18 protein-coding genes and 2 pseudogenes are annotated in these 19,604 nt (G+C 69.2%); 7 read left to right on the plus strand and 13 right to left on the minus strand.

The window, feature by feature from the left end:
* Positions 1–3 precede the first annotated feature (3 nt).
* Together QFZ67_RS18185 and QFZ67_RS18190 are read left to right on the plus strand one after the other, a co-directional pair.
* Complete coding sequence (locus tag QFZ67_RS18185; protein WP_307662142.1) at positions 4–573, plus strand: DUF6817 domain-containing protein; 570 nt, start codon at positions 4–6, stop codon at positions 571–573.
* A 129-nt stretch (positions 574–702) separates the two neighbouring features.
* Positions 703–1,208: pseudogene (locus tag QFZ67_RS18190) on the plus strand (DUF1152 domain-containing protein); the annotation flags it as partial.
* On the opposite strand, the gene QFZ67_RS18195 reads toward QFZ67_RS18190, so the two are convergent.
* From QFZ67_RS18195 to QFZ67_RS18220, 6 genes and pseudogenes are all read right to left on the minus strand, one after another.
* Entirely contained in the window at positions 1,165–1,407 is a 243-nt protein-coding gene (locus tag QFZ67_RS18195) for a GNAT family N-acetyltransferase (RefSeq protein ID WP_307662143.1), read from the minus strand. The pseudogene QFZ67_RS18190 and the gene QFZ67_RS18195 overlap by 44 nt on opposite strands.
* Positions 1,408–1,554: 147 nt before the next feature.
* Positions 1,555–2,607, minus strand: coding sequence for an HTTM domain-containing protein (locus QFZ67_RS18200; RefSeq protein WP_307665881.1), 1,053 nt, complete (start codon positions 2,605–2,607; stop codon positions 1,555–1,557).
* Between the two features lie 61 nt (positions 2,608–2,668).
* Positions 2,669–3,136: a DUF5819 family protein gene (locus QFZ67_RS18205; RefSeq protein ID WP_307662144.1), complete on the minus strand. Its 468-nt coding sequence runs from the start codon at positions 3,134–3,136 to the stop codon at positions 2,669–2,671.
* Positions 3,137–3,597: 461 nt separating this feature from the next.
* Positions 3,598–4,815, minus strand: a complete 1,218-nt coding sequence (locus QFZ67_RS18210; RefSeq protein WP_307662145.1) for an ice-binding family protein — start codon at positions 4,813–4,815, stop codon at positions 3,598–3,600.
* 610 nt (positions 4,816–5,425) lie between these two features.
* Entirely contained in the window at positions 5,426–5,656 is a 231-nt protein-coding gene (locus QFZ67_RS18215) for a hypothetical protein (RefSeq protein WP_307662146.1), read from the minus strand.
* Positions 5,657–5,777: 121 nt separating this feature from the next.
* Positions 5,778–5,928: pseudogene (locus tag QFZ67_RS18220) on the minus strand (site-specific integrase); the annotation flags it as partial.
* 176 nt (positions 5,929–6,104) lie between these two features.
* Between QFZ67_RS18220 and lanKC the strand changes: the two are divergent.
* The 4 genes from lanKC (at position 6,105) to QFZ67_RS18240 (ending at position 12,567) form a co-directional block, all read left to right on the plus strand.
* On the plus strand, positions 6,105–8,702 hold the full coding sequence (lanKC, locus tag QFZ67_RS18225) for a class III lanthionine synthetase LanKC (RefSeq protein ID WP_307662147.1): 2,598 nt from the start codon (positions 6,105–6,107) through the stop codon (positions 8,700–8,702).
* 65 nt (positions 8,703–8,767) lie between these two features.
* Positions 8,768–8,902, plus strand: a complete 135-nt coding sequence (locus QFZ67_RS18230; RefSeq protein ID WP_307665882.1) for a SapB/AmfS family lanthipeptide — start codon at positions 8,768–8,770, stop codon at positions 8,900–8,902.
* 129 nt (positions 8,903–9,031) lie between these two features.
* On the plus strand, positions 9,032–10,810 hold the full coding sequence (locus QFZ67_RS18235; protein WP_307662148.1) for an ABC transporter ATP-binding protein: 1,779 nt from the start codon (positions 9,032–9,034) through the stop codon (positions 10,808–10,810).
* A gap of 5 nt (positions 10,811–10,815) precedes the next feature.
* The gene (locus QFZ67_RS18240) at positions 10,816–12,567 is read left to right on the plus strand and encodes an ABC transporter ATP-binding protein (RefSeq protein WP_307662149.1); all 1,752 of its coding nucleotides are present in this window, start codon (positions 10,816–10,818) and stop codon (positions 12,565–12,567) included.
* Between the two features lie 15 nt (positions 12,568–12,582).
* Here the strand turns inward: QFZ67_RS18240 and QFZ67_RS18245 are convergent, their stop codons facing one another.
* Positions 12,583–13,020 carry a response regulator transcription factor gene (locus QFZ67_RS18245; RefSeq protein WP_307662150.1) on the minus strand — a complete coding sequence of 146 codons (438 nt, stop codon included), beginning with the start codon at positions 13,018–13,020 and terminating at the stop codon, positions 12,583–12,585.
* 654 nt (positions 13,021–13,674) lie between these two features.
* Here QFZ67_RS18245 and QFZ67_RS18250 point away from each other — a divergent pair.
* Entirely contained in the window at positions 13,675–13,920 is a 246-nt protein-coding gene (locus QFZ67_RS18250; RefSeq protein ID WP_307662151.1) for a hypothetical protein, read from the plus strand.
* A 92-nt stretch (positions 13,921–14,012) separates the two neighbouring features.
* On the opposite strand, the gene QFZ67_RS18255 is transcribed toward QFZ67_RS18250, so the two are convergent.
* From QFZ67_RS18255 to QFZ67_RS18280, 6 genes are all read right to left on the minus strand, one after another.
* Positions 14,013–15,539 carry an SDR family oxidoreductase gene (locus QFZ67_RS18255; protein ID WP_307662152.1) on the minus strand — a complete coding sequence of 509 codons (1,527 nt, stop codon included), beginning with the start codon at positions 15,537–15,539 and terminating at the stop codon, positions 14,013–14,015.
* A gap of 216 nt (positions 15,540–15,755) precedes the next feature.
* Positions 15,756–16,907: a cytochrome P450 gene (locus tag QFZ67_RS18260; RefSeq protein WP_373430230.1), complete on the minus strand. Its 1,152-nt coding sequence runs from the start codon at positions 16,905–16,907 to the stop codon at positions 15,756–15,758.
* 391 nt (positions 16,908–17,298) lie between these two features.
* The gene (locus QFZ67_RS18265) at positions 17,299–17,673 is read right to left on the minus strand and encodes a VOC family protein (protein ID WP_307662154.1); all 375 of its coding nucleotides are present in this window, start codon (positions 17,671–17,673) and stop codon (positions 17,299–17,301) included.
* Positions 17,674–17,780: 107 nt separating this feature from the next.
* Positions 17,781–18,062: an Imm49 family immunity protein gene (locus QFZ67_RS18270; RefSeq protein ID WP_307662155.1), complete on the minus strand. Its 282-nt coding sequence runs from the start codon at positions 18,060–18,062 to the stop codon at positions 17,781–17,783.
* Between the two features lie 85 nt (positions 18,063–18,147).
* On the minus strand, positions 18,148–19,008 hold the full coding sequence (locus tag QFZ67_RS18275) for an immunity 49 family protein (RefSeq protein ID WP_307662156.1): 861 nt from the start codon (positions 19,006–19,008) through the stop codon (positions 18,148–18,150).
* Positions 19,009–19,063: 55 nt separating this feature from the next.
* The gene (locus tag QFZ67_RS18280) at positions 19,064–19,594 is read right to left on the minus strand and encodes an immunity 49 family protein (protein ID WP_307665883.1); all 531 of its coding nucleotides are present in this window, start codon (positions 19,592–19,594) and stop codon (positions 19,064–19,066) included.
* Positions 19,595–19,604 lie beyond the last annotated feature (10 nt).

Here is a 19,604-nt window from a genome sequence, read left to right on the forward strand (position 1 = left end):
TCCATGAATCTGGACGTCGACCCCGCCCGTGCCGCACGGCAACTCCTGCGCGACCGAGGAGCCGAGACCCTCGACCACCCCGGCGGAACCCTCCTGGCGCACCTTGAACGTGTGCGGCACCTGCTCGCGCGCTGGAACGCCCGCCCGGCGCTGCAGCTCGCCGGCCTTTGCCACGCGTTCTACGGCACCGACGGCTTCGCCCCCGTTCTGCTGGCGCCCGATCAGCGTTCAAGGCTGGAGGCGGTCATCGGCTCCGAAGCCGAGTCCATCGTGTACATCTACGCAAGCTGCGACCGGCAAGCCACGTACCCTGTGCTCACTGACCGCGCCATGCGCTTCCGGGACAGGTTCACCAGCCGCTCCTACACATCCACCCTCGAACAGAGGAAGGACTTCGCCGAACTCACCGCAGCGAACGAACTCGACATCGCGTGCATCGACAGCGACTTCCGCGAGCGGTGGGGAGCCGACCTCTTGGAGCTGTTCACCAGACTCCGCCCCTTGCTGAGCCCTTCAGCCTGGCAGGACTGCAAGGCCGTACTGGACAGCGGCCTACGGCCGAGACTGGGATAACGGGCATGAGCCGGATGTACCGATTCGACGCCGATACACGGGTCACACCCACCGACGACAAACGCTGGCTGGCACAAGTTCACCCGGAATGGGCCCCATGGGCGGCACACCCAACGGCGGCCGGCGACTGTGATCGACCCGCACCACGGCGCCGAGGGCATCACCCGCCAGCTCGAAGAACTCACCGAGCACCTGCCCCCGAGTCCATCGACCTCCTGGACGTCGGAGGCGACATCCTCGCCAAGAGTGACGAACCAACCCTCCGCAGCCCGCTCGCCGAGGCCCTCATGCTTGCAGCGTGCTGCCAAGTCAACGCCCCGGTAAGGCTCCTGGTCGCCGGCCCCGGCCTGGACGGCGAAGTACCCGCCGAGGATCTGCACGACCGCATGGGTGCATCCTTCCTGACACTCACGGCCGAACACGTCGGGCCGGTCAGCTCAGTACTGGAATGGCACCCGTCCGAAGCGACAGCCAAGCTCGCGGCCACTGCCCGAGGAGTCCGCGGCCTGTGCGAAGTCAGAGACGCCGGCCTACCAGTCCCGCTCACCGACGAGAGCCCCACCGTCCACGAAGCCGACCTCGACGACGCCCTCACCCGCAACCAGCTCGCCCGAGCCATCCTCGCGACAGAGACCCCCGGCGGGCCACATCGGCCGCGTGCGCGGCCAGCGCGGTGCCCAGTCCCTTGGACTGCCAGGCGTCCTCGATCAGCACGGCAAGTTCGCCGACCCCTTGCTGATCGGTGCGCATGACGTTGGTCATGGCGATAATGCGGTCCGTGTTCCGGGCGGTGGTGGTGACCAAGGTGGTGCCGCGCTCCGGGTCGGACAGCATCTTCCATCCGGCCCGAGACAGCTCGGGTTTGCCCGCGTGATAGCGCAGGGCGCGGCTGCCCGGCGAGCAACGGTGGTGCAGCGCCTGGATGGGTCCGAGGTCGGCGTGGGTCAGCTCCTGGGTCCGGGTGGCAGTGCCGGGTTTGCGTCAGCCGGCCGGTCCGGGCTGCGCTGGTACGAGTGCGGGTTCCGCCCCGGGCGAGGCCCCCGCGCCCGTGACACCTGTGCGCTGGACGGTGCGCCGCCACAGCCGTCCCAGGGAGCGGTAGAAGCGGTCCGGCAGGAACACGGCATCGGCGACGATCATCGCGCCGGAGAAGAGCGGCAGTCCCATGAGTACCGCGATATTCACGTGCATGCCCAACAGCACGATCAGTACAGGGTATTTGAGCCTGCCGAACAGGACGAACGGAAAGGCGACCTGCACCAGCACCGTCAGGTAGCCGACGACGGCGATCAGCAAGTGATGGCCGTCGACCATCTGGGACAGCCCGGGCCAGGGCCGGAACAGGTCGATGTTCAGGACGTAATGGAGGGCGGTGCCGTTGCCCCAACTGGGGCCCTGCACCTTGTACAGGCCCGCGCATCCGTAGAGGAAGCAGACCTGGGCGGCGATGACGAACATGCCGCAGTTGTGCAGCACGGTGGTCAAGATATTGCGGGCGTCGCCGAGTTGGTGCCGGAGACCGCCGCGCGGGCCTGCTGTCCTGCCCGCCGACGCTTGGAGCCGGGTCCTGCGCGCGTCGAGGGACCAGCGCCGACCGCACGCGGTGAAGACGAGGTAGACGGCCATGAGGACCATGAGATTGTCCCCGCCGTCCGCCATGAAGATCGCCTTGGCGTGGAACGACACCACCACGACCGCGAACAGCACGGACACCGCCCGGGTCCGCCAGCCCAGCAAGAACAGCGCACACGTGACCAGAGCCACGGCGTAGCAGACCTCGAAGTACACCCGGCTGTCGGACAGGGTGAGGACGCTAACCCACCCGCTCTGATCGAGCATCTGTCTGGCCAGCGCGGGCGTCCACGGTGAACCTGGGCCCCACATCTCGTCGCGGTGTGGAAACTCGCGGAGCAGGAAAGCGAGATAGAGCAGCCCGTACCCGATGCGCAGCACCGCCGCCGCGTACAGGGAGACCGGCCGCTCGGTCAGGAGGACGAAGAACCCATGGACCCGGTCGAACACGCGCTGCGGCATGCGTACGGCCGCCCGCTCGGTGGTGCGTCGGGACGCTGTGGGCGCCGCGACCGATGCCTGCTCAGTCCCTTCCATGCGAGGCCACCTTCCACCAGGGCAGATACCGGGTTTCGGCCCGCGCCGGCGCCGCGGCGGCCGAGTGGAGACCGCCCGCTGTGCCGGGCGCGGCAATGGGCAGCGTGATCACCCGGAGCTGGATGGACTCGAAGGTGCCGCCACGTCGGGCGGCGACGCGATCCGCTGCGATGTTGCGCAGATACTTCTGGATCAGAAGAGCCCGCTCCGAGCGCGGCTGGTCGTCGCCGCCGTGCGTTTTGAGGTAAGAATTCCAAGCCTGGCGCAGCATGTTCTGTGCCGTATGGCTCGGGAAGACGTTGTGCTTGACGGCGGAATCGTCCATGGCGCTCAAATCGATCCAGTCGCTCACTTGTGCGGTGCCGTCCGGTGCTGTCTGTCTGGTCCTCGCCGAGATCTGCCGGTTGACCGACTGAGGGTTCGGGGCGAAGAGCCGCCAGTTCTGCTCGAACACGGGCCGGACCCACGCGTTGATCTGCCGGCTGTACGCCGTCGAGATGACGTTCGGGGGCGCCACGTACAGAAACACCAGGAGCACGTGGACCAGGGTCACTGCCAGACACAGGGCCACCGCGGCTCCCGTTCCCGCGCTCAGCGGGCGGGGTGGCCCTGAAATCCCACGGGTCCCACCCGGTCCCCCGCCATCGTCCTGCGCTGCCGGCTCAGCGCCGGTCCGCTGCGGTTCTTTCACATTCGTCGACTCAAGGCCGCCCAGCACAGCCCCACCCGGTCCTTCCCATCCCGACTGCTCGCACCTGTTTCTCCCTGCTTCCACAGGCGGCGCGCGACGGAATCGATGCCGATCCTCCGCGCGCCACCCGTCCCACTCGCATGTGGGGGCGACTACCTGTGCGCGAACTCCGCCGAAGGGTCCAGGCACGGCTCACTGCTCCCACCGGACTGCGGGGGAAGAACTCACTCAGTGGTGAAGTGCACCTGGTGGTTCCCCTCGTCCTTGCCGAGCTCCCAGGTCTCCCAGGGCTTCACGGGCTTGGGCCTCACGGGCTTCCAGGGCTTGCACGGCTTCCCGGGCTTCCCGGGCTTCCCCGGCTTCCCCGGCTTCCCCGGCTTCCCGCCGTAGTCGCAGTCGTCGTCGCGTCCGCCCGTGGCGTCACCGGTCGCACCGTCACCGGTCGCGGCATCACCCGTCGCACCGTCACCAGTCGCGGCATCACCCGTCGCACCGTCACCAGTCGCGGCATCACCCGTCGCAGCGTCACCCGTCGCACCGTCACCGGTCGCAGCGTCACCCGTCGCGGCATCACCCGTCGCACCGTCACCGGTCGCAGCGTCACCCGTCGCACCGTCACCGGTCGCAGCGTCACCCGTCGCACCGTCACCGGTCGCGGCATCACCGGTCGCACCGTCACCGGTCGCGGCATCACCCGTCGCACCGTCACCGGTCGCGGCATCACCCGTCGCACCGTCACCGGTCGCGGCATCACCCGTCGCACCGTCACCGGTGGTTGTGGTTGTGGTTGTGGTGGTGCTGTCACACGTCGGCCTGGTGATCACGTTGTTGTCCAGCGTGACGGCCCCATTGCGGGCCAGCGCCCGGCCCTGGATGGCCGTCCCATTAGTAACAGTGATCGAGGTGAGCGCCATGAGGGTGCCCACGAAGGTGGAGCCGGTTCCGAGCGTGGCCGATTCATCGGTCACCCAGAACACGTTGCACGCCCGGGCGTCATTGAGAAGGACCACGCGGCTCGCGGATGCCGTTGTCAGGCCCGCGGGAATCTTGAACACCCAGACGGCATCGGGATTGCCGCCGGCGTCCAGGGTCCAGGTGCCGTTGAGCAGGAGACCGGACGTGACGGAGTAGGTGCCCGGAACCAGCGTGGGATTCACGGGCGCCGCGGAAAGGCTGAATTGCGTGGGCTGGCCGAAGGCATTGCCGTACGCCGTGACCAGGTCGGCCTTTGCCTGCATTGCCACACCGTTCGCGGCGTGGATCGTCCCGTCCTGCACCCCCCCGGGCGGGAATCCTTCTACGGCGGACCCCGAATGTACGCCGACGTTTCCGGTGATCACAGAATCGCCCGCGTTGGTGACCGTCGAACCGGCCAGCACCGCGAAGCTTTCCGCGGTACCCAGAGGTACAAGTGTTGCTGCATTTGCCCGTGTAGGCGTCACTTCACAACGGCAACGGCGACCAGCAGGGTGAGTACCACCGCGATCCAGGCCGTCATTGTGCGCCTTTGCGGCGCATCGGGAATATTCAACGTCATCGAGGAGCCAACTCCTGTGGGGGGGGTGGTGACGTCCGGCGTTCCTCGTCCAATGGAATCGCCTCTTTTGCCGACGGAATATTACGCAGACACCCACGCCCGGTTGCGATTCATCCAGGTGATGTCGCCGGAACTCACCATATGTATCGAAGAATGTATGACAAATATTGAGCCGACTGGCTGCAATTCATCCCGTACGGCAAGCCACCTGTCGATGCAGCCAATCACTCCTGGCACGCCGACCGTCGGCCACTACCCGTCAGCGGAATAGGGGGCCGGCGTCTCGCCCGCACCAGTGTTTTTCCTCAACTGGAAGGCTTTTGCCCTGGAATTGGACAAGTGGGCAGCGAATGTCCCCTGGACGCAGCCCGGAAAATCATCCGCCGGGCGGATGCGGATTCCGGGACAGTCACGCATCCGCGTCGTCGGGCCCGTGAGCCGACTACGCGACTGAGTCTGCGGTCAGGCCGACAGGGCCCGGCTCGGTTCCACTGCTGTCACGAGGACGGCGATCGTCACGGGGCCGGGAGCATCGTGCTGCGCCACTGCGATCCCAGCCGTACGGACGGCGAGTGCGACGTCGAGGACGCGACGGTCGCCGGCGACGCCAAGGGGATCTGGACATGTCTGCCAGGGGGCTCGTCACTGTCCTCGATCCGGACGGGTTGAGCGAACGCTCCCCTGACCTGGGGCATGGACAGTCCATGGCCGGGGGCGAGGCGGGCCACGCCGGGTACAGCGGTCATGACGTCGGCCAGTTCCGCTGCCGGCGCCCGCGCCGGCACCGGTCCCGGCGCAGGATGCCCGGTCGTGCCTTCCGCGCCGTGCGAGGCAGCGGTTTCGGCAGCTGCGCTCTCAAAGGCCGACGCGCATCGGTCCGTACGCACCGAGGAACCACCAGCCGCCACCCCGGCCCGATCGCGTCGGCGAGCGCATCGACCTGGGCGACGGTGGGGATCTGCGGTTCGGCGGAGGACTCTTCGCCCGCGCCCTTGATGCGACAGGGGTTGCAGTGGATCACTGCCGACTCGGTACCGGTGCTCTCAGGAAACGCGTCGTTGCCGGGCGGCGCCCCCGCTGCGCTGAACCTCTCTGCCACCCGTGCACTTCTTCATGGGTGGTTCATGACAATCGCGACTGTTGCAGGCCATGGCGGCGTGAAATCGTCTGAACGACACCGGCCGAAGGAGTGCGATGAACAAGGGGTACGCCGTCTTCTGCGACGCGAACCGGCAGTTCTACGACGCTCCGCACCGGTCCCACGAGGAAGGCAGCGGTTCCTCCGCTCTCTACGAGGCCGTGCGGCGCGAGCTCCCGGACGGCTGGCAGCGTCACCGGTCGGGCGACTGGCTGGCGTTCCGACCGCTCGACAGTGCACTGCCCAACCAGGGATGGAAGATCCACATTTCCGCCTGCCTGGACAACGCGGAGAAGGTGCTCGCCCAGGTCTGGGACTACTGCGTCCCTCGATCCGTAGCCTTCAAGTGCATGCCCAGCCGGTACTTGCTGCACACCCGCAACGCCAAATACGCCGACCGCGCCGCCAGTGGGAAGTTCCTCACCGTCTACCCCGCCGACGACGACCAGTGCCGCACCATCGCGGAAGACCTGGACCGTCTGCTCGGAGGCGAGCCCGGTCCGTACATACTCAGCGACTTACGCTGGGGCGCCGGTCCGGTTTATGTGCGCTACGGCAGCTTCACAGAGCGGCACTGTTACGACGACCGGGGTGAGCTGTGCCCCGCGGTCGAGGACAACCATGGACGACTTGTTCCCGACCGGAGGGACCCGACGTTCCACGTCCCGGACTGGGTCACCCTCCCCGCGTTTCTCGAACCGCATCTGGCCGCCCGCTCCGCCACCACGCTCAACGACATCCCGTACCGGTTCGAGCGCGCGCTGCATTTCTCCAACGGCGGCGGCGTGTTCGTCGGCCGGGACCTGCGCACCGATGAGCAAGTGGTCTTGAAGGAGGCCCGGCCACACGCCGGTCTGGCCGCGGACGAGGCCGACGCGGTGACCCGGCTGGAGCGCGAGAGGGATGCACTGCGGCGGCTGTCCGGGCTCGGCTGCACCCCCGAGGTGCGCGACTGGTTCACCCTGGGCGACCACTCCTTCCTCGTCATGGAGTTCATCGAGGGCCGCCCGCTCAACAGCTTCTTCGCACACCGGCACCCGCTGATCGAGGCGGATCCCAGCCCGGAGCGGCTCGCCGAGTACACCCAGTGGGCTATGCGGGTGCACCGCCTGGTGGAGGACGCCGTATCGGCGATCCACGCGCGGGGCGTCGCCTTCAACGACCTGCACCTTTTCAACATCATGCTGTCCGAGGACGAACGCTCGGTGGTGCTGCTGGACTTCGAGGCCGCCGCGGTCGATGACGTGAACCGGCGTCAGGTGGTTGCCAATCCGGGGTTCGTCGCACCTGCCGACCGCAGGGGCTTCGACGTCGACCGGTACGCCCTGGCGTGCCTGCGCCTGGCCTTGTTCCTGCCCCTCACCAGTCTGTTCGCCGTGGACCGGGCAAAAGCCGCGCATTTGGCGGAGATCGCAGCCGAGCAGTTTCCGGTGCCGCGCGATTTCCTCCAGGAAGCGGTCGCCGAGATCCTTCGCGGCCATCGTGGCACGGACCTGCCCGGGGGCAGGACCCGCGGCGCAGCGGACCCCTACTTACCCGTCGAGCTCGCCGACTGGCCACGCAGCCGCGACTCCATGGTCCGGGCGATCCTGGCCTCCGCCTCTCCGGAACGGGAGGATCGTCTCTTCCCCGGAGACATAGCCCAGTTCGGGCCGGTCGGCGGCGCATGCTTCGCCTACGGAGCGGCCGGCGTCCTCTACGCCCTGGCCGAGACCGGCGCCGAACCGGCTCCGGAAGCCGAAGAATGGCTGCTGAGGGCCGCGAAGACCCCCGCTTCCGGCAGCCCACTCGGTTTCTATGACGGCCTGTCCGGCATCGCCTGGGTCCTGGACCGGCTCGGGCACCGCGAACGCGCCCTGGACCTCGTCGAAACGATCACCTCCCAGAGCTGGGAGGACATGGCCCCCGACCTGCACAGCGGACTGGCCGGACTCGGCCTGGCCCTCGATTCCCTGGCCACCTCCACGGGCGAGAGTGCCCTGCGCGACAAGGCGCTCCAGTGCGCCCGGCTCGCGGCCGACAAGGCCGGCGCTCCCTCGTCCGGGCAAGCCGGCGCCGGGACCCCGCGGGCCGGACTCCTCCACGGAGCCACCGGAGCGGCGCTGCTCCACCTGCGTCTGTACGAGGCGACCGGCGACCACGCCCTGCTGGACCTGGCCGCCGACGCGCTCCGCCGCGACCTGGCCCGTTGTGTACGAGGCGTGGGCGGAGCCCTCCAGGTCGACGAGGGCTGGCGGACCATGCCCTACCTGGGCGCCGGCAGCGTCGGCATCGGCATGGTGCTCGACGACTACCTCGTCCACCGCACCGACGAAGAGTTCGAGAAGGCCAGAGGCGAAATCGTGCAGGCGGCGCAGGCCAAGTTCTATGCCCAGCCCGGCCTGTTCCGCGGTGCCGCGGGCATGGTGCTGCACTTGAGCCGCACCACGACCGGAGGCCCGGGCACCCACGCCGCCGACCTGCGCCGTCAGATCGACTCACTCTCGTGGGGCGCGATCCCCTACCAGGGGCATCTCGCCTTCGCCGGCGAGCAGATGATGCGCCTGTCCATGGACCTCAGCACCGGCACAGCCGGCTGCCTGCTCGCACTGGGCAGCGCGCTGCACGACCAGCCCGTGCACCTGCCCTTCCTCCCGCCGCCACGGCGGCCCTGAAACCGGTCCCCCCACTCGGGGGGACCTGAGCAAGATCCGTCCCCATGAAGGAGAGGAACACCACCATGGCACTTCTCGACCTGCAGACGATGGAAACCCCCAAGTCCGAGGTCACCGGCGAGATCGGGACCGGCGGCGGCAGCCGCGCGAGCCTGCTGCTCTGCGGCGACAGCAGCCTGAGTGTCACCACCTGTAACTGACCCACGGGTGGCCACAGGGCTTCGGCCCTGTGGTGACACCGGCGCCGCGGTCCCGGGCTGACAACTTCGCCCGGGACCGCGGTGCGCCTGCCCCGCATCTCTCCGACGGAGGCGAGGACTGCACCCCCCATGGCCCCGACGCCCCGGAACGCCCCGTCCCGCAACGCCGCGGAACCCGTACCCCTCGCCCGTGCTTCAGGCATCCTGGCCGGTGCGGTGCGGCACAGTGCGAGCCGCACACTCGCCCTCTTCCTGTTCAGCACCGCATCTGCCGCCGCGGCCGTCGCCCTGCCTGCCGCGCTCGGGCACACGCTCGACCTGCTGCTCGAAGAAGCCGCGGGGGAAGAAGCCGCGGGCGTGGAGCTAGCCGTCGTGCTGTGCGCCGTGCTGGTCGCCGCCGAGGTTCTCTTCGACGCCCTGGAGGCCCTGGTCGGCGGCGCGACCAGCGCCCGCAGTACCGCCTGGCTGCGCCGCTGCGGAGCCGACCACCTTCTGTCCCTCGCGCCGCACCGTGCCGCCGGCCGCTTCACCCCGGGCGACCTGGTGACCCGGCTGACCGGCAACGCCGCAGAGACGGGCACCGCGCCCTCCACGGCGGCCATCGGCCTGGCTTCGCTTCTCGTCCCGGCCGGCGCTCTGGTCTCCCTGGCGCTCATCGACCTCTGGCTGGCCGTTGTCTTCCTCGCGGGGATCCCCCTGCTGGCCCTGTTGCTACGGGCCTTCGCCCGCGGGTCGTCCGACAGCATCTCCCAGTACCAGCGCGTGCAGGCGGACGTCGCCGGCCGCCTCCTCGAGGCCCTCGGCGGCGCCCGTACCGTCGCCGCCGCGGGGACCGCCGAGCGTGAACTCGCCCGCGTGCTGGCGCCGCTTCCCGAACTGGGCGCGCAGGGGCGGCGCATGTGGCAGGTCTACGGACGCGCATCGGTCGGCAGCGGGATTCTGGTGCCCCTGCTGACCACGGTGGTCCTCGCCGTCGGCGGGATGCGGCTGGTCGGTGGAAGCCTGTCCGTGGGCGACTTGCTGGCAGCCGCCCGCTATGCGGCCCTCGCCGCCGGCCTGGGCGCGGTGGTCGGACAGCTCAACTCCCTTCTGCGCAGCGGCGCCGCGGCCCGCCGCATCGCCGAACTGCTCGCCCTTCCCGCCGTACGCCACGGGACGCGTCCACTGCCCGCCGGCGGTCCTGGGCGCGTCGAGCTGCGGGCGGTCACCCTGAGCCGCGGCGGCGCTCCCGTGCTGCGGGGGGTCGATCTGGTCGTGCCAGGGGGCACGACGATGGCCGTCGTCGGGCGCTCCGGCGCGGGCAAGTCCACTCTCGCCGCCGTCGCCGGACGGCTGGCCGACCCCGACGCGGGGGTGGTGCTACTGGACGGCGTACCGCTGACCGAGACGGATCCGTCGGAGCTGCGCCGGGAGGTCGGGTACGCCTTCGAACGGCCGGTCCTGTTCGGCGAAACGGTCGGCGCGGCCATCGGATTCGGACCGTACGAGCCCACCGTCTGCGAGATCGGGGCCGCGGCTCGGGCGGCGGGGGCCGACACCTTCGTCCGGCTCCTGCCCGGCGGGTACTCGGCGCCGCTCGCCGACGCCCCCCTGTCGGGCGGAGAACTGCAACGCCTCGGGCTGGCACGGGCCTTCGCCCACGCCGGCCGATTGCTGATCCTCGACGACGCCACCTCCAGCCTCGACAGCGTCACCGAACTCCACGTCGGCCGGGCACTCGTACACGACGTCCGGACGGGTACCCGGCTGCTGATCGCCCACCGCGTCTCCTCGGCGGCGCGTGCCGACCTGGTCGCATGGGTCGAGGACGGCCGCATCCGCAGGGTGGGCCCGCACGAACGCCTGTGGGAAGAGCCCGACTACCGGGCCGTGTTCGCAGACACCGGCCAGGACACGGGCGGGAGTTGATGACGATGACGGGCTCACGGCTCCTGCCGCAGGCCGTGCGCTTCCTCGGACGCCGCAAACGCGTGCTGCTGAAGCTCAGTGGCTGGTCCCTGCTGGAATCGGCCCACACCTTCCTCGGCGGTTACGCCGTGGCGATGGCGCTCGACCGCGGCTTTCTCGCCGGCCGCACCGGCACCGGCCTGGCGTGGCTGACGGTGGCCGCGCTGGCCATCGTCATAGGGGGCCTGGCCACCGGCGGTGTCTTCCGAGGGCTGGCCGACCTCGTCGAACCGCTGCGGGACGGCCTGGTACGCCGGGTGGTGACCCGGTCGCTGGACCAGGCGTTGGCCGAACCGGCGCACGCCGCCGACAGCGCGGTGGTCTCCCGGCTGACCAACCAGACGGAGATTGCACGGGACAGCTTCGCGGGGCTGGTGCTCGTGGCCCGGTCCTTCGTCTTCACCTCAGTCGGGGCGCTTTTCGGGCTTGCGGCGCTCGCTCCCGCACTGCTGGTCGTCGTGGCGCCACCGCTGCTGACGGGACTGCTGCTTTTTCTGGCCACGCTGGCGCCGATGGCCGCCCGACAACGCGACTTCCTCTGTGCCGACGAGGCGCTGTCGGCACAGTTCGGCTCGATGGCTCAGGGACTGCGCGACGTGGTGGCCTGCGGCGCAGGGGCACCCATCGCGGCGCAAACGCACGCGCTGATCGAGCAGGAAGCCAAGTCGGCACGGTCCCTCGCCCGGTGGGCGAGTGCCCGCTCCCTGGCACTCGGCATAGCCGGACACCTTCCGGTGGTCCTGCTCCTGGTCGCCGCACCATGGCTGCTGCGTCAGGGCGTCACGGCGGGCGCCCTGCTCGGCGCGCTGACGTATCTGACCCAGGCCCTGCTGCCCGCTCTGCACAACCTGATGAACGCGCTTGGCGCGGCCGGCACCAGGCTGCTCGTGGTCCTCAGCCGGCTGGCCCCCGGGCCGGACCCCCGCCCGACCGTCCCGGTACCCGCGGGCAACCCCGAACGGCCGGCGCCGGCACCGGGACGCCCCGGCGCACCGCGGGTCGAACTGCGTGCGGTGACGTTCGCCTACGGTCCGGCGGCGCAACCCGTGCTGCGTGGCCTCAACCTGACGATCGAGCCCGGCGAGCACCTCACCGTGGTGGGGCCCAGCGGCATCGGCAAGTCCACGCTGACCTGCCTGCTGGCCGGCCTGCTCGAACCGGACAAGGGCGAGGTACGGCTCCACGACCGGCCGGCGCACACGCAAGCCGGCCGTGGAGCCGACCCCTCCCGGCTGCGCGTGCTCATCCCTCAGCAGGCCTACGTCTTCACCGGCAGCCTGTACGAGAACCTGCTCTACCTGTGCCCGGACGGAGCTTCGCGGTCGGCGGTGGACGCCTCGTCGGAAGCGGTCGGCCTCGGCCCCCTGGTGCGCAAGCTCGGCGGGTTCGACGCGCATGTCGATCCCGCGGCCCTGTCGCACGGCGAAAGGCAGCTCATCGCGCTCGGCCGGGCGCATCTCTCTCCCGCGCCGCTCGTCATCCTGGACGAGGCCACCTGCCACCTCGATCCGGCGGCCGAAGCCCGGGCCGAACGGGCCTTCGCCCTGCGGCCCGGGACGCTGATCGTGGTTGCCCACCGGATCAGTTCGGCTCGGCGCGCCGACCGGATCCTGGTGCTCGACGGCCTCAACGCCACCTGTGGGAGTCATCAGGAGCTGCTCGACCACTCGTCGCTCTACCGTGACCTGGTGGGACGCTGGCACGCCGAGAGGATCTGAGACGGCCCGCCCCGTCTACACCCAACCCGCCCCGTGCGAAATACGGACGACGTCAGTCCAGTTACGGGCGTTGGTCTTGCGGATGATTGCGGACATGTAGTTCCGCACAGTCCCCTTGCTCAGTTGCAGAGTACTGGCGGTCTCAGGGACGGAAGCGCCGTCCGAAGCGAGTGCCAGCACGCTCAATTCACGGGGAGTCAGTGACATGTCGGCCGCCTGGACAAGGTCCGGGGCGAGCGAGGCGTCGACGTACCGCTTCCCCGCTGCCACAAGCCTGATCGCGTTCAGCAACAGGGTTGGCGACGCGTCCTTGTTCACGAAGCCCAGAGCCTTGGCCTGGGCGGCACGCCGCAGAACACCGGGCCTGCACGAGGTGGCCAGGACGAGCAGCTCGCATTTCTGCCCGGTGGGATTGGCCGGTAATCGCGAGGCCCCCGGACAGTCCGCGTCCACAACACAGAGGTCAGGCCGTAACAAGCGAGCCTGGCTCGGTGCCTTCTCCCAACAGGCGGCTGTCGCCTCGATGCCGTCCGCATGTTCCAACAGCGCTGTAAGAGCCGATCGCATCAACCATATGTCGTGCACCAATAGCACCCGGGTCACGTTCGCCTCACTTCGACAAGAAGTACCGAAACTTGCGCCGCGCACGCCCATCCCTACCCGGCTCGGATGGAGCGATGGCTCGGCTTTCGGCCAGCTACGGGTGTCCCTTGTCCGAGCGGCGAGACCGGCCTCCACGGGGCGAGGTCGGTTTCCCCTCCTGCCTGGGGCTTCCATCTCCTGGCCGGACTCGACGGGCCGCTCGGGGGGCAGGGCACCGCTTCCGGTCTCCGGCTGGCCTTCCATGCGGCCGTCGACGGAGTCCAGGTGGCTGCCACCAGCGCCGACGTGCTCGGCACCGAGCCGGACGTGGAGCAACCGGCCGGCCGGCGGCTGTGGCCGGTCCCCGCTGGTGGACACCGCCTGGCCGACGCGGTCACTCGCCGACGGCGCACCCAGGTGCTGGACCGGTTCAAACGTTGCGCACCAGGTCCGGGCCGGGGGCTCTGTAGTGCAGCCATCCGCGTCGTGAACGCGGGCCATCCAGGTTGGGAGGACACTGGTCGTATGGCCCTACCCAAAACGCATCAATGCCCGGCCTGCTCGGACGGAGCCGCGCCGGACACAGTCCTGCACGAAGACCTCGTCGTCGGAGCACCACTGTCCATGGAGGATCTCACCGACGCGCAGCGCCTCGACCGGTTCGCCCGCAAGTATGCCCACGACGGTTGCCAGGTCAGAGAAGTCCGGCGGGTCCCGCACGACGGCTTGAGCGGCTACGCCTGGTCCGTCCGCTTCACCGAGAGTTCGTGACACCCACTCCACGCAAAAGCCCCAGGCCGGCGGCCCGGGGCTGCTGTGTCGTCCGGGACTTCCCGGAGGGTGCTGCGCTCGGATGCACGACGTCAGCCCGGATTCGCGCCGCGGGCGTCTTGGGCGATGTCCCTCTGCAGTGCGGCCTGCGCGATGTTGCGGGCCATACCGCCGAACACGACCGCATGGAAGGGCGACACGCTCCACCAGTAGACATGCCCGAGCAGACCGTGCGGGTGGAACAGCGCCCGCTGCCGGTAGCAGGCCCGGCCTTTCTCGTCCCGGTCGGCGTACATCTCCAGCCAGGCGAGCCCCGGCAGGCGCATCTCGGCACGCAACCGCAGCAGCCGGCCCGGTTCGATCTCCTCCACGCGCCAGAAGTCCAGCGAGTCCCCCACCCGCAGCCGTGCGGCGTCCCGGCGGCCACGGCGGAGTCCGACGCCTCCGACCAGCCGGTCGAGCCAGCCTCGTACCGCCCAGGCGAGCGGGAAGGAGTACCAGCCGTTGTCACCGCCGATCCCCTCGATGACCTGCCACAGTGCCTTCGGTGAGGCGTCGACGGCGAGCGCGCGCCGGTCGACGTAGAGGCTGCCGCCGGCCCAGTCGGGGTCCGTGGGCAGAGGATCGCTCGGAGCTGCGGGCAGCGCTGCGGAGGACCAGCGGGTGGTGACCTGAGCGTCGCGTACGCGCTGAATGGCCAGGTTGAGGGCCTGGTCGAAGCCGATCGGCGCACCGGGCGGATCGGGTACGTACTGCGCGATGTCGTGCTCGCGGCAGACGACCTCGTGGCGCAGCGACTCGGCCAGCGGCCGGGCGAGGGAGGGGGGAACGGGCGTGACCAGACCGATCCACAGACTGGAGAGGCGGGGGGTCAGCATCGGTACGCGCACGATGAAACGGCGCGGCAGGCCGGCCACCACCGCGTACCGCCGCATCATCTGCTCGTAGGTCACGACGTCGGGCCCGCCGATGTCGAACGCGCGGTTCACCTCGTCGGGCATGTCCGCACTGCCCACCAGATACCGCAGCACGTCCCGGACGGCGATCGGCTGGATGCGGGTGCCGACCCACCTCGGGGTGACCATGACCGGCAGCCGCTCGGTGAGGTAGCGCAGCATCTCGAAGGACGCGGAACCGGAGCCGATGATGACCGCAGCACGGAGCACGGTCGCCGGTACCGGCGAGCGTAGGAAGGTCTCGCCGACCTCGGAGCGGGACCGCAGATGGGGTGACAGTGCGCGTTCCGGCACGCCGGCCGGGGTCAGTCCGCCCAGGTAGACGATGCGCCGTACGCCCGCGGCGCGGGCCCGCTCGGCGAAGGCCCGGGCGGCCTTCCGGTCGGTTTCCTCGAAGTCGTCTCCGGCCCGCAGGGCGTGTACGAGGTAATAGGCCACGTCGATACCGCGCAGGGCGTCGCCGACCGATTCCGGATCGGTCACATCCCCGCGTACCACCTCGGCGCGTCCTGCCCAGGGGTGATCGCGCAGCTTGTCCGGAGACCGGGCCACGCACCGTACGCGGTGCCCGGCATCCAGCAATTCAGGCACCAGCCGGCCTCCGATGTAGCCCGTCGCGCCTGTCACGAGACAGTGCAGGCTCTGCGTATCCCGGCCGCTCATGGGAGCCTCCGATCCGCAGGGGTCCGACATTGCCACTCTCGCCCCTGTCGGCGCATTCCGCTCATGGGGGGCCGCCCCAGAAGCGGTGCGCGGGCTTACCTGCCGGTGATTCCCAAGCTCAGAGCGCGGGTTCGATTCCGATCACCCGCTCCTTATGCCCCGAGGCAGAGGCCGCAACGCGTGTGGTCCTCGCTGCGGCCCTGGTGCCGGGGGTGATCAGGAGAGGCGTACGGGCAGGGCGCGGTGTCCGTTGGAGATGAAGGAGTCCACAGGCCCCAACTCCTCCGGCGGCACGGCAAGGGCGAGGCCGGGGAACCGCTCGAAGAGCGCCGGCAGGGCGATACGGGCCTCCATGCGGCCCAGCGGCGCCCCGAGGCAGTAGTGCACGCCGTAGCCGAAGGCCAAGTGCTCCTTGTCGGCCCGGGTGACATCGAAGCGGTCGGCATCCTTCCCGTACCGCTCGGGATTGCGTCCAGCGGCGGCGTACGCGGCCAGGATCGCCTCGCCCTTGCGGATGATCGTCCCGTCCAGTGCGATGTCCTCCACGGCGTACCGCAGTGGCAGGCTGGCGACCGGCGCGTCCGACCGCAGCGTCTCCTCGATCACGTCGTCCCACGAGGCGCGGCCCGCCCGTACATGCGCGAGCTGTTCCGGGTGGGTGAGCAGTGCGTGGATGGCGTTGTCGATGAGATTGACCGTGGTCTCATGACCGGCGCTGATCATCAGCACCAGGGTGTCGAGCAGCTCCTGCTCGCTCAGCCGGGTGTCGCCCTCGTCGTCGCGTGCGGCGATGAGGCCGCTGGTCATGTCGTCGGCGGGCGCCTGGCGCTTGGCGGCGACGAGTTCACCCATGGCGGCGTAGATCCGGGTGTAGGTGGCAGTGACCTCTTCCGGATCGGCGGAGGTGTGGAAGATGCTGTCGACGATGGACCGCAGCTCCTCACCCTTCTCCTCGGGAAGGCCGAACAGCTCGCTGATCACCTGAATCGGCAGGGGATAGGCGAACTCCTCCCGCAGATCCACCACGTTGTTCCGCTCCCCGGCCTCGGCGATGCGGTCCAGCAGATCCGTGGTGATCTCCTCGATGCGCGGCCGCAGAGCGGCGGTCCGGCGCGCGGTGAACGCCTTGGTGACCAGGGTCCGCAGCCGCTTGTGCTCGCCCCCGTACGCGGTGAACATGTTCTGCACCGCGACCCAGGTGAACAGTGGCCACTCCGGAGAGATCTCCCCGTGGATCCAGGCCGGCCAGTGCCGGCGCGGGTCCTTGGATACCCGCGGATCGGTGAGCAGCTCCTTCAGCAGTTCGGGGCTGCTGACTGCCCACGCCTCGACCCCACCGGGGAGTTCGACGCGCGCCACCGGTCCCATCTCGCGTAATCGGGTCGCTTCTCCGTGTATGTCGCGGCCGGTCGGGTCTATCACCAAGCGGGACTGGTCTCGCACCAGAGCCTCCCTGACATTCGCATTCCAATACGGCACTTCGCGCACGCTACGCGTGGTCCGGCTTCGGAACGAGACCGCATCGAACACGCTGCGTACGATGGCTGCTTCCTTACGCCTGCGCCATGAGGGCGGCCAGTGGCAGTGCGGCGACGTCGTTAACTGTTCGCACTGGCCTGGCAGTTGTCCTGGCGCGATGCGGCCGACGGGAGGCGCTGAGCCCCTGCCGGGCGGATCATGTGGAGGCGCAGGGTCTGGCGCGCGCATCCTTAGACATCAGAACAAGCTGGCCCTCAGTGCCAGTTGACTCGACTCACGGTCACTGCGTCCGCTCTGCGGCGCTGCGCTCGACGCAGAACTCGTTGCCCTCGGGATCGGCCAGGGTCACCCAGCCGGTCCTGTCGGCCCTGCGGTGATCGCCGACAACGGTGGCGCCCAGGGCGAGGATGCGCTCCACCTCCTCATCCCGCGACCGGTCCTGTGGCTGCAGATCCACATGCAGCCGGTTCTTCAAGGTCTTGGCATCCGGCACCGTCACGAACAGCAGTGCCGAGCCCGGCGCCGTGACCAACGCCTCGGGATCTCCAGGGAAGTCGTCATCAGCGAGCGAGCCATCCAGAACAGCTGCCCAGAACTGCCCCAAGCGGTAGGCGTCGGAGCAGTCGATGGTGAGGTGTCGTACACGAGAAGCCATGCGGCGCACTATCGATCAGGCCCGCTGCGTCTGTCCAGCGCAATTCCGCCGGGCTCCTTCGGCATTCGGCCGATCACCCCGCCCCGTGCCGCGCACATGCGAGCAGGTCAAGGGCGTCGGGCGGCTTCGGGAATAGCGGAGCGCACTCGGTACAGGCGTAGACGTTGAAGCCGGGACCGGAAGCGGCGTGCCAGCGCAGTCATGCGCTCCTTGTCACGGCAGACGACAGCCAGCCAGAAGGCAGTGGTCCAACTACCGGCGTCCATGAGGGGCATCGAACCGGCCGGGGCCGGGGTTCCCTCGGGGAGCTTCACCATGCCGTCGCCGAGGTCGACCGCGCCCTTGGGGATCTCAGCGCCGTCAGGCAGGTGCAGCGTGCCGTCGGGCATCTTGAACGAGCCCTCCGGCAGCGTGATCTCGCCCTCGGGAGTGGAAGAACTCAGGTGCTGCTACGGCAGCGGTCGAGGCCGCGGATCAGGTCGGGAACTCGCCGAGCCAACCGCGCTGTAGGAGGTGCTTGGGCAGGTACTCGGACTCGACCTCGATCGGGATCTCCCCGTCGTAGGCCAGGCAGGCGGTGGCCAGCGGGCCCAGGGCGATACTGCCGTCGATGTCCGCCTCCCGGTCCTCGTCCAGGGTCCAGTACGCCTTGTGCAGCTTCAACGCCTCCACCAGAGCCGGGCTGAAGCCCTCCTCGTCCTTGCGCACGAAGTGGTAGAAGAGATTGATCGGCGGATAGAGCACACCCTGCAGCAGGTCCCGCGGAGCGACCCGCACCACCGCGGGATCCGACGCCTCGATCGCGGCGATGAGCTTGTCCACCAGCCCGGGCCGCTGCAACCAGTACGTCTGCAGCACATCCGCCCAGTGATAGACGTACTCGTCGTACTGCCCCTCCGGCGACCGCAGCCGCTCCAGCGGGATCTCACACAGCTGCGTCATCCGCGTCTGGTCACGGCAGACGACAGCCAGCCAGAACGCCGTCAGCCAGTTCCCCGCGTCGGCAGTCGACAGTGGGCCGACCGCCGGTATGGTCCGCAGCTTCCGATTGATGCGGCACTCGACGGAACCCTCGCTCACACCCGTCACGGCGAACAGCGCCGAGCCCAGCTGCATCGCATTGACCGCCGCCTCCCACGTCTCCACCGCCGCCGCTCGTGGGTCGACGACGCAACGGGCACGCAGCGTCAGGAGAGCGGTGCCGAACGTGGAGTCGATGACGTCCGCCGACTCCACGAGACCGTCGATGCCCTTGACCAGGTGCTCGCTCAGCCGCTCCGCGAACGGCTCGGCGTTGGGCCCTGGCGCACCGTGCCGGGCAACAGTGCCGGTCACGGAAGGCTCCTCATGCTGACTTGTGTCCAGCGTCGTCCGTAGCGCTTCCGGTGGCTCACGTGTCGTACTCGCCCACCCAGCTGCGCTGAAGGAGGTGCTTAGGTAGGTACTCGGACTCGACCTCGATCGGCATGTCGGCGTCGTAGGCCATGCAGGCGATGGCGAGCGGACCGAGGGCAACCAGGCCCTCGCCGCTCAGGGAACGTGCCTCATTGGCGGTCCAGTACTCCTTGTGCCAGGTGAGAGCGTCGACCAGCGCCGCGTTGAACTGCTCGGCTTCCTGGCGCTGGTAGCGGTGGAAGAGCTCGAGGGGCGGATAGAGGATCTTCAGCATCAGCTCTTTGCTGGCGACCTGTGTGGTCTCGGGGTTGGTGCCGCTGACCGCGGTGACCAGGCTGTCCCAAGTCTCCGGCCGGCCGAACCAGGCGTTCTGCAGGGCCTCCACCCACGCGTAGATGTACTCGTCGAACTCCGCGCCGGACTCGCGGAGGAATGAGACGGGTACCTGAGCCAGCTGGTTGACACGGTCGTTCTCACGGCAGATCGCCGCCAGGTAATAGGCGGTGAGCCAATTTCCCGCGTGCAGGTAGTCCTGA

This window comes from Streptomyces sp. V1I1 (assembly GCF_030817355.1).
Classification (GTDB): domain Bacteria; phylum Actinomycetota; class Actinomycetes; order Streptomycetales; family Streptomycetaceae; genus Streptomyces.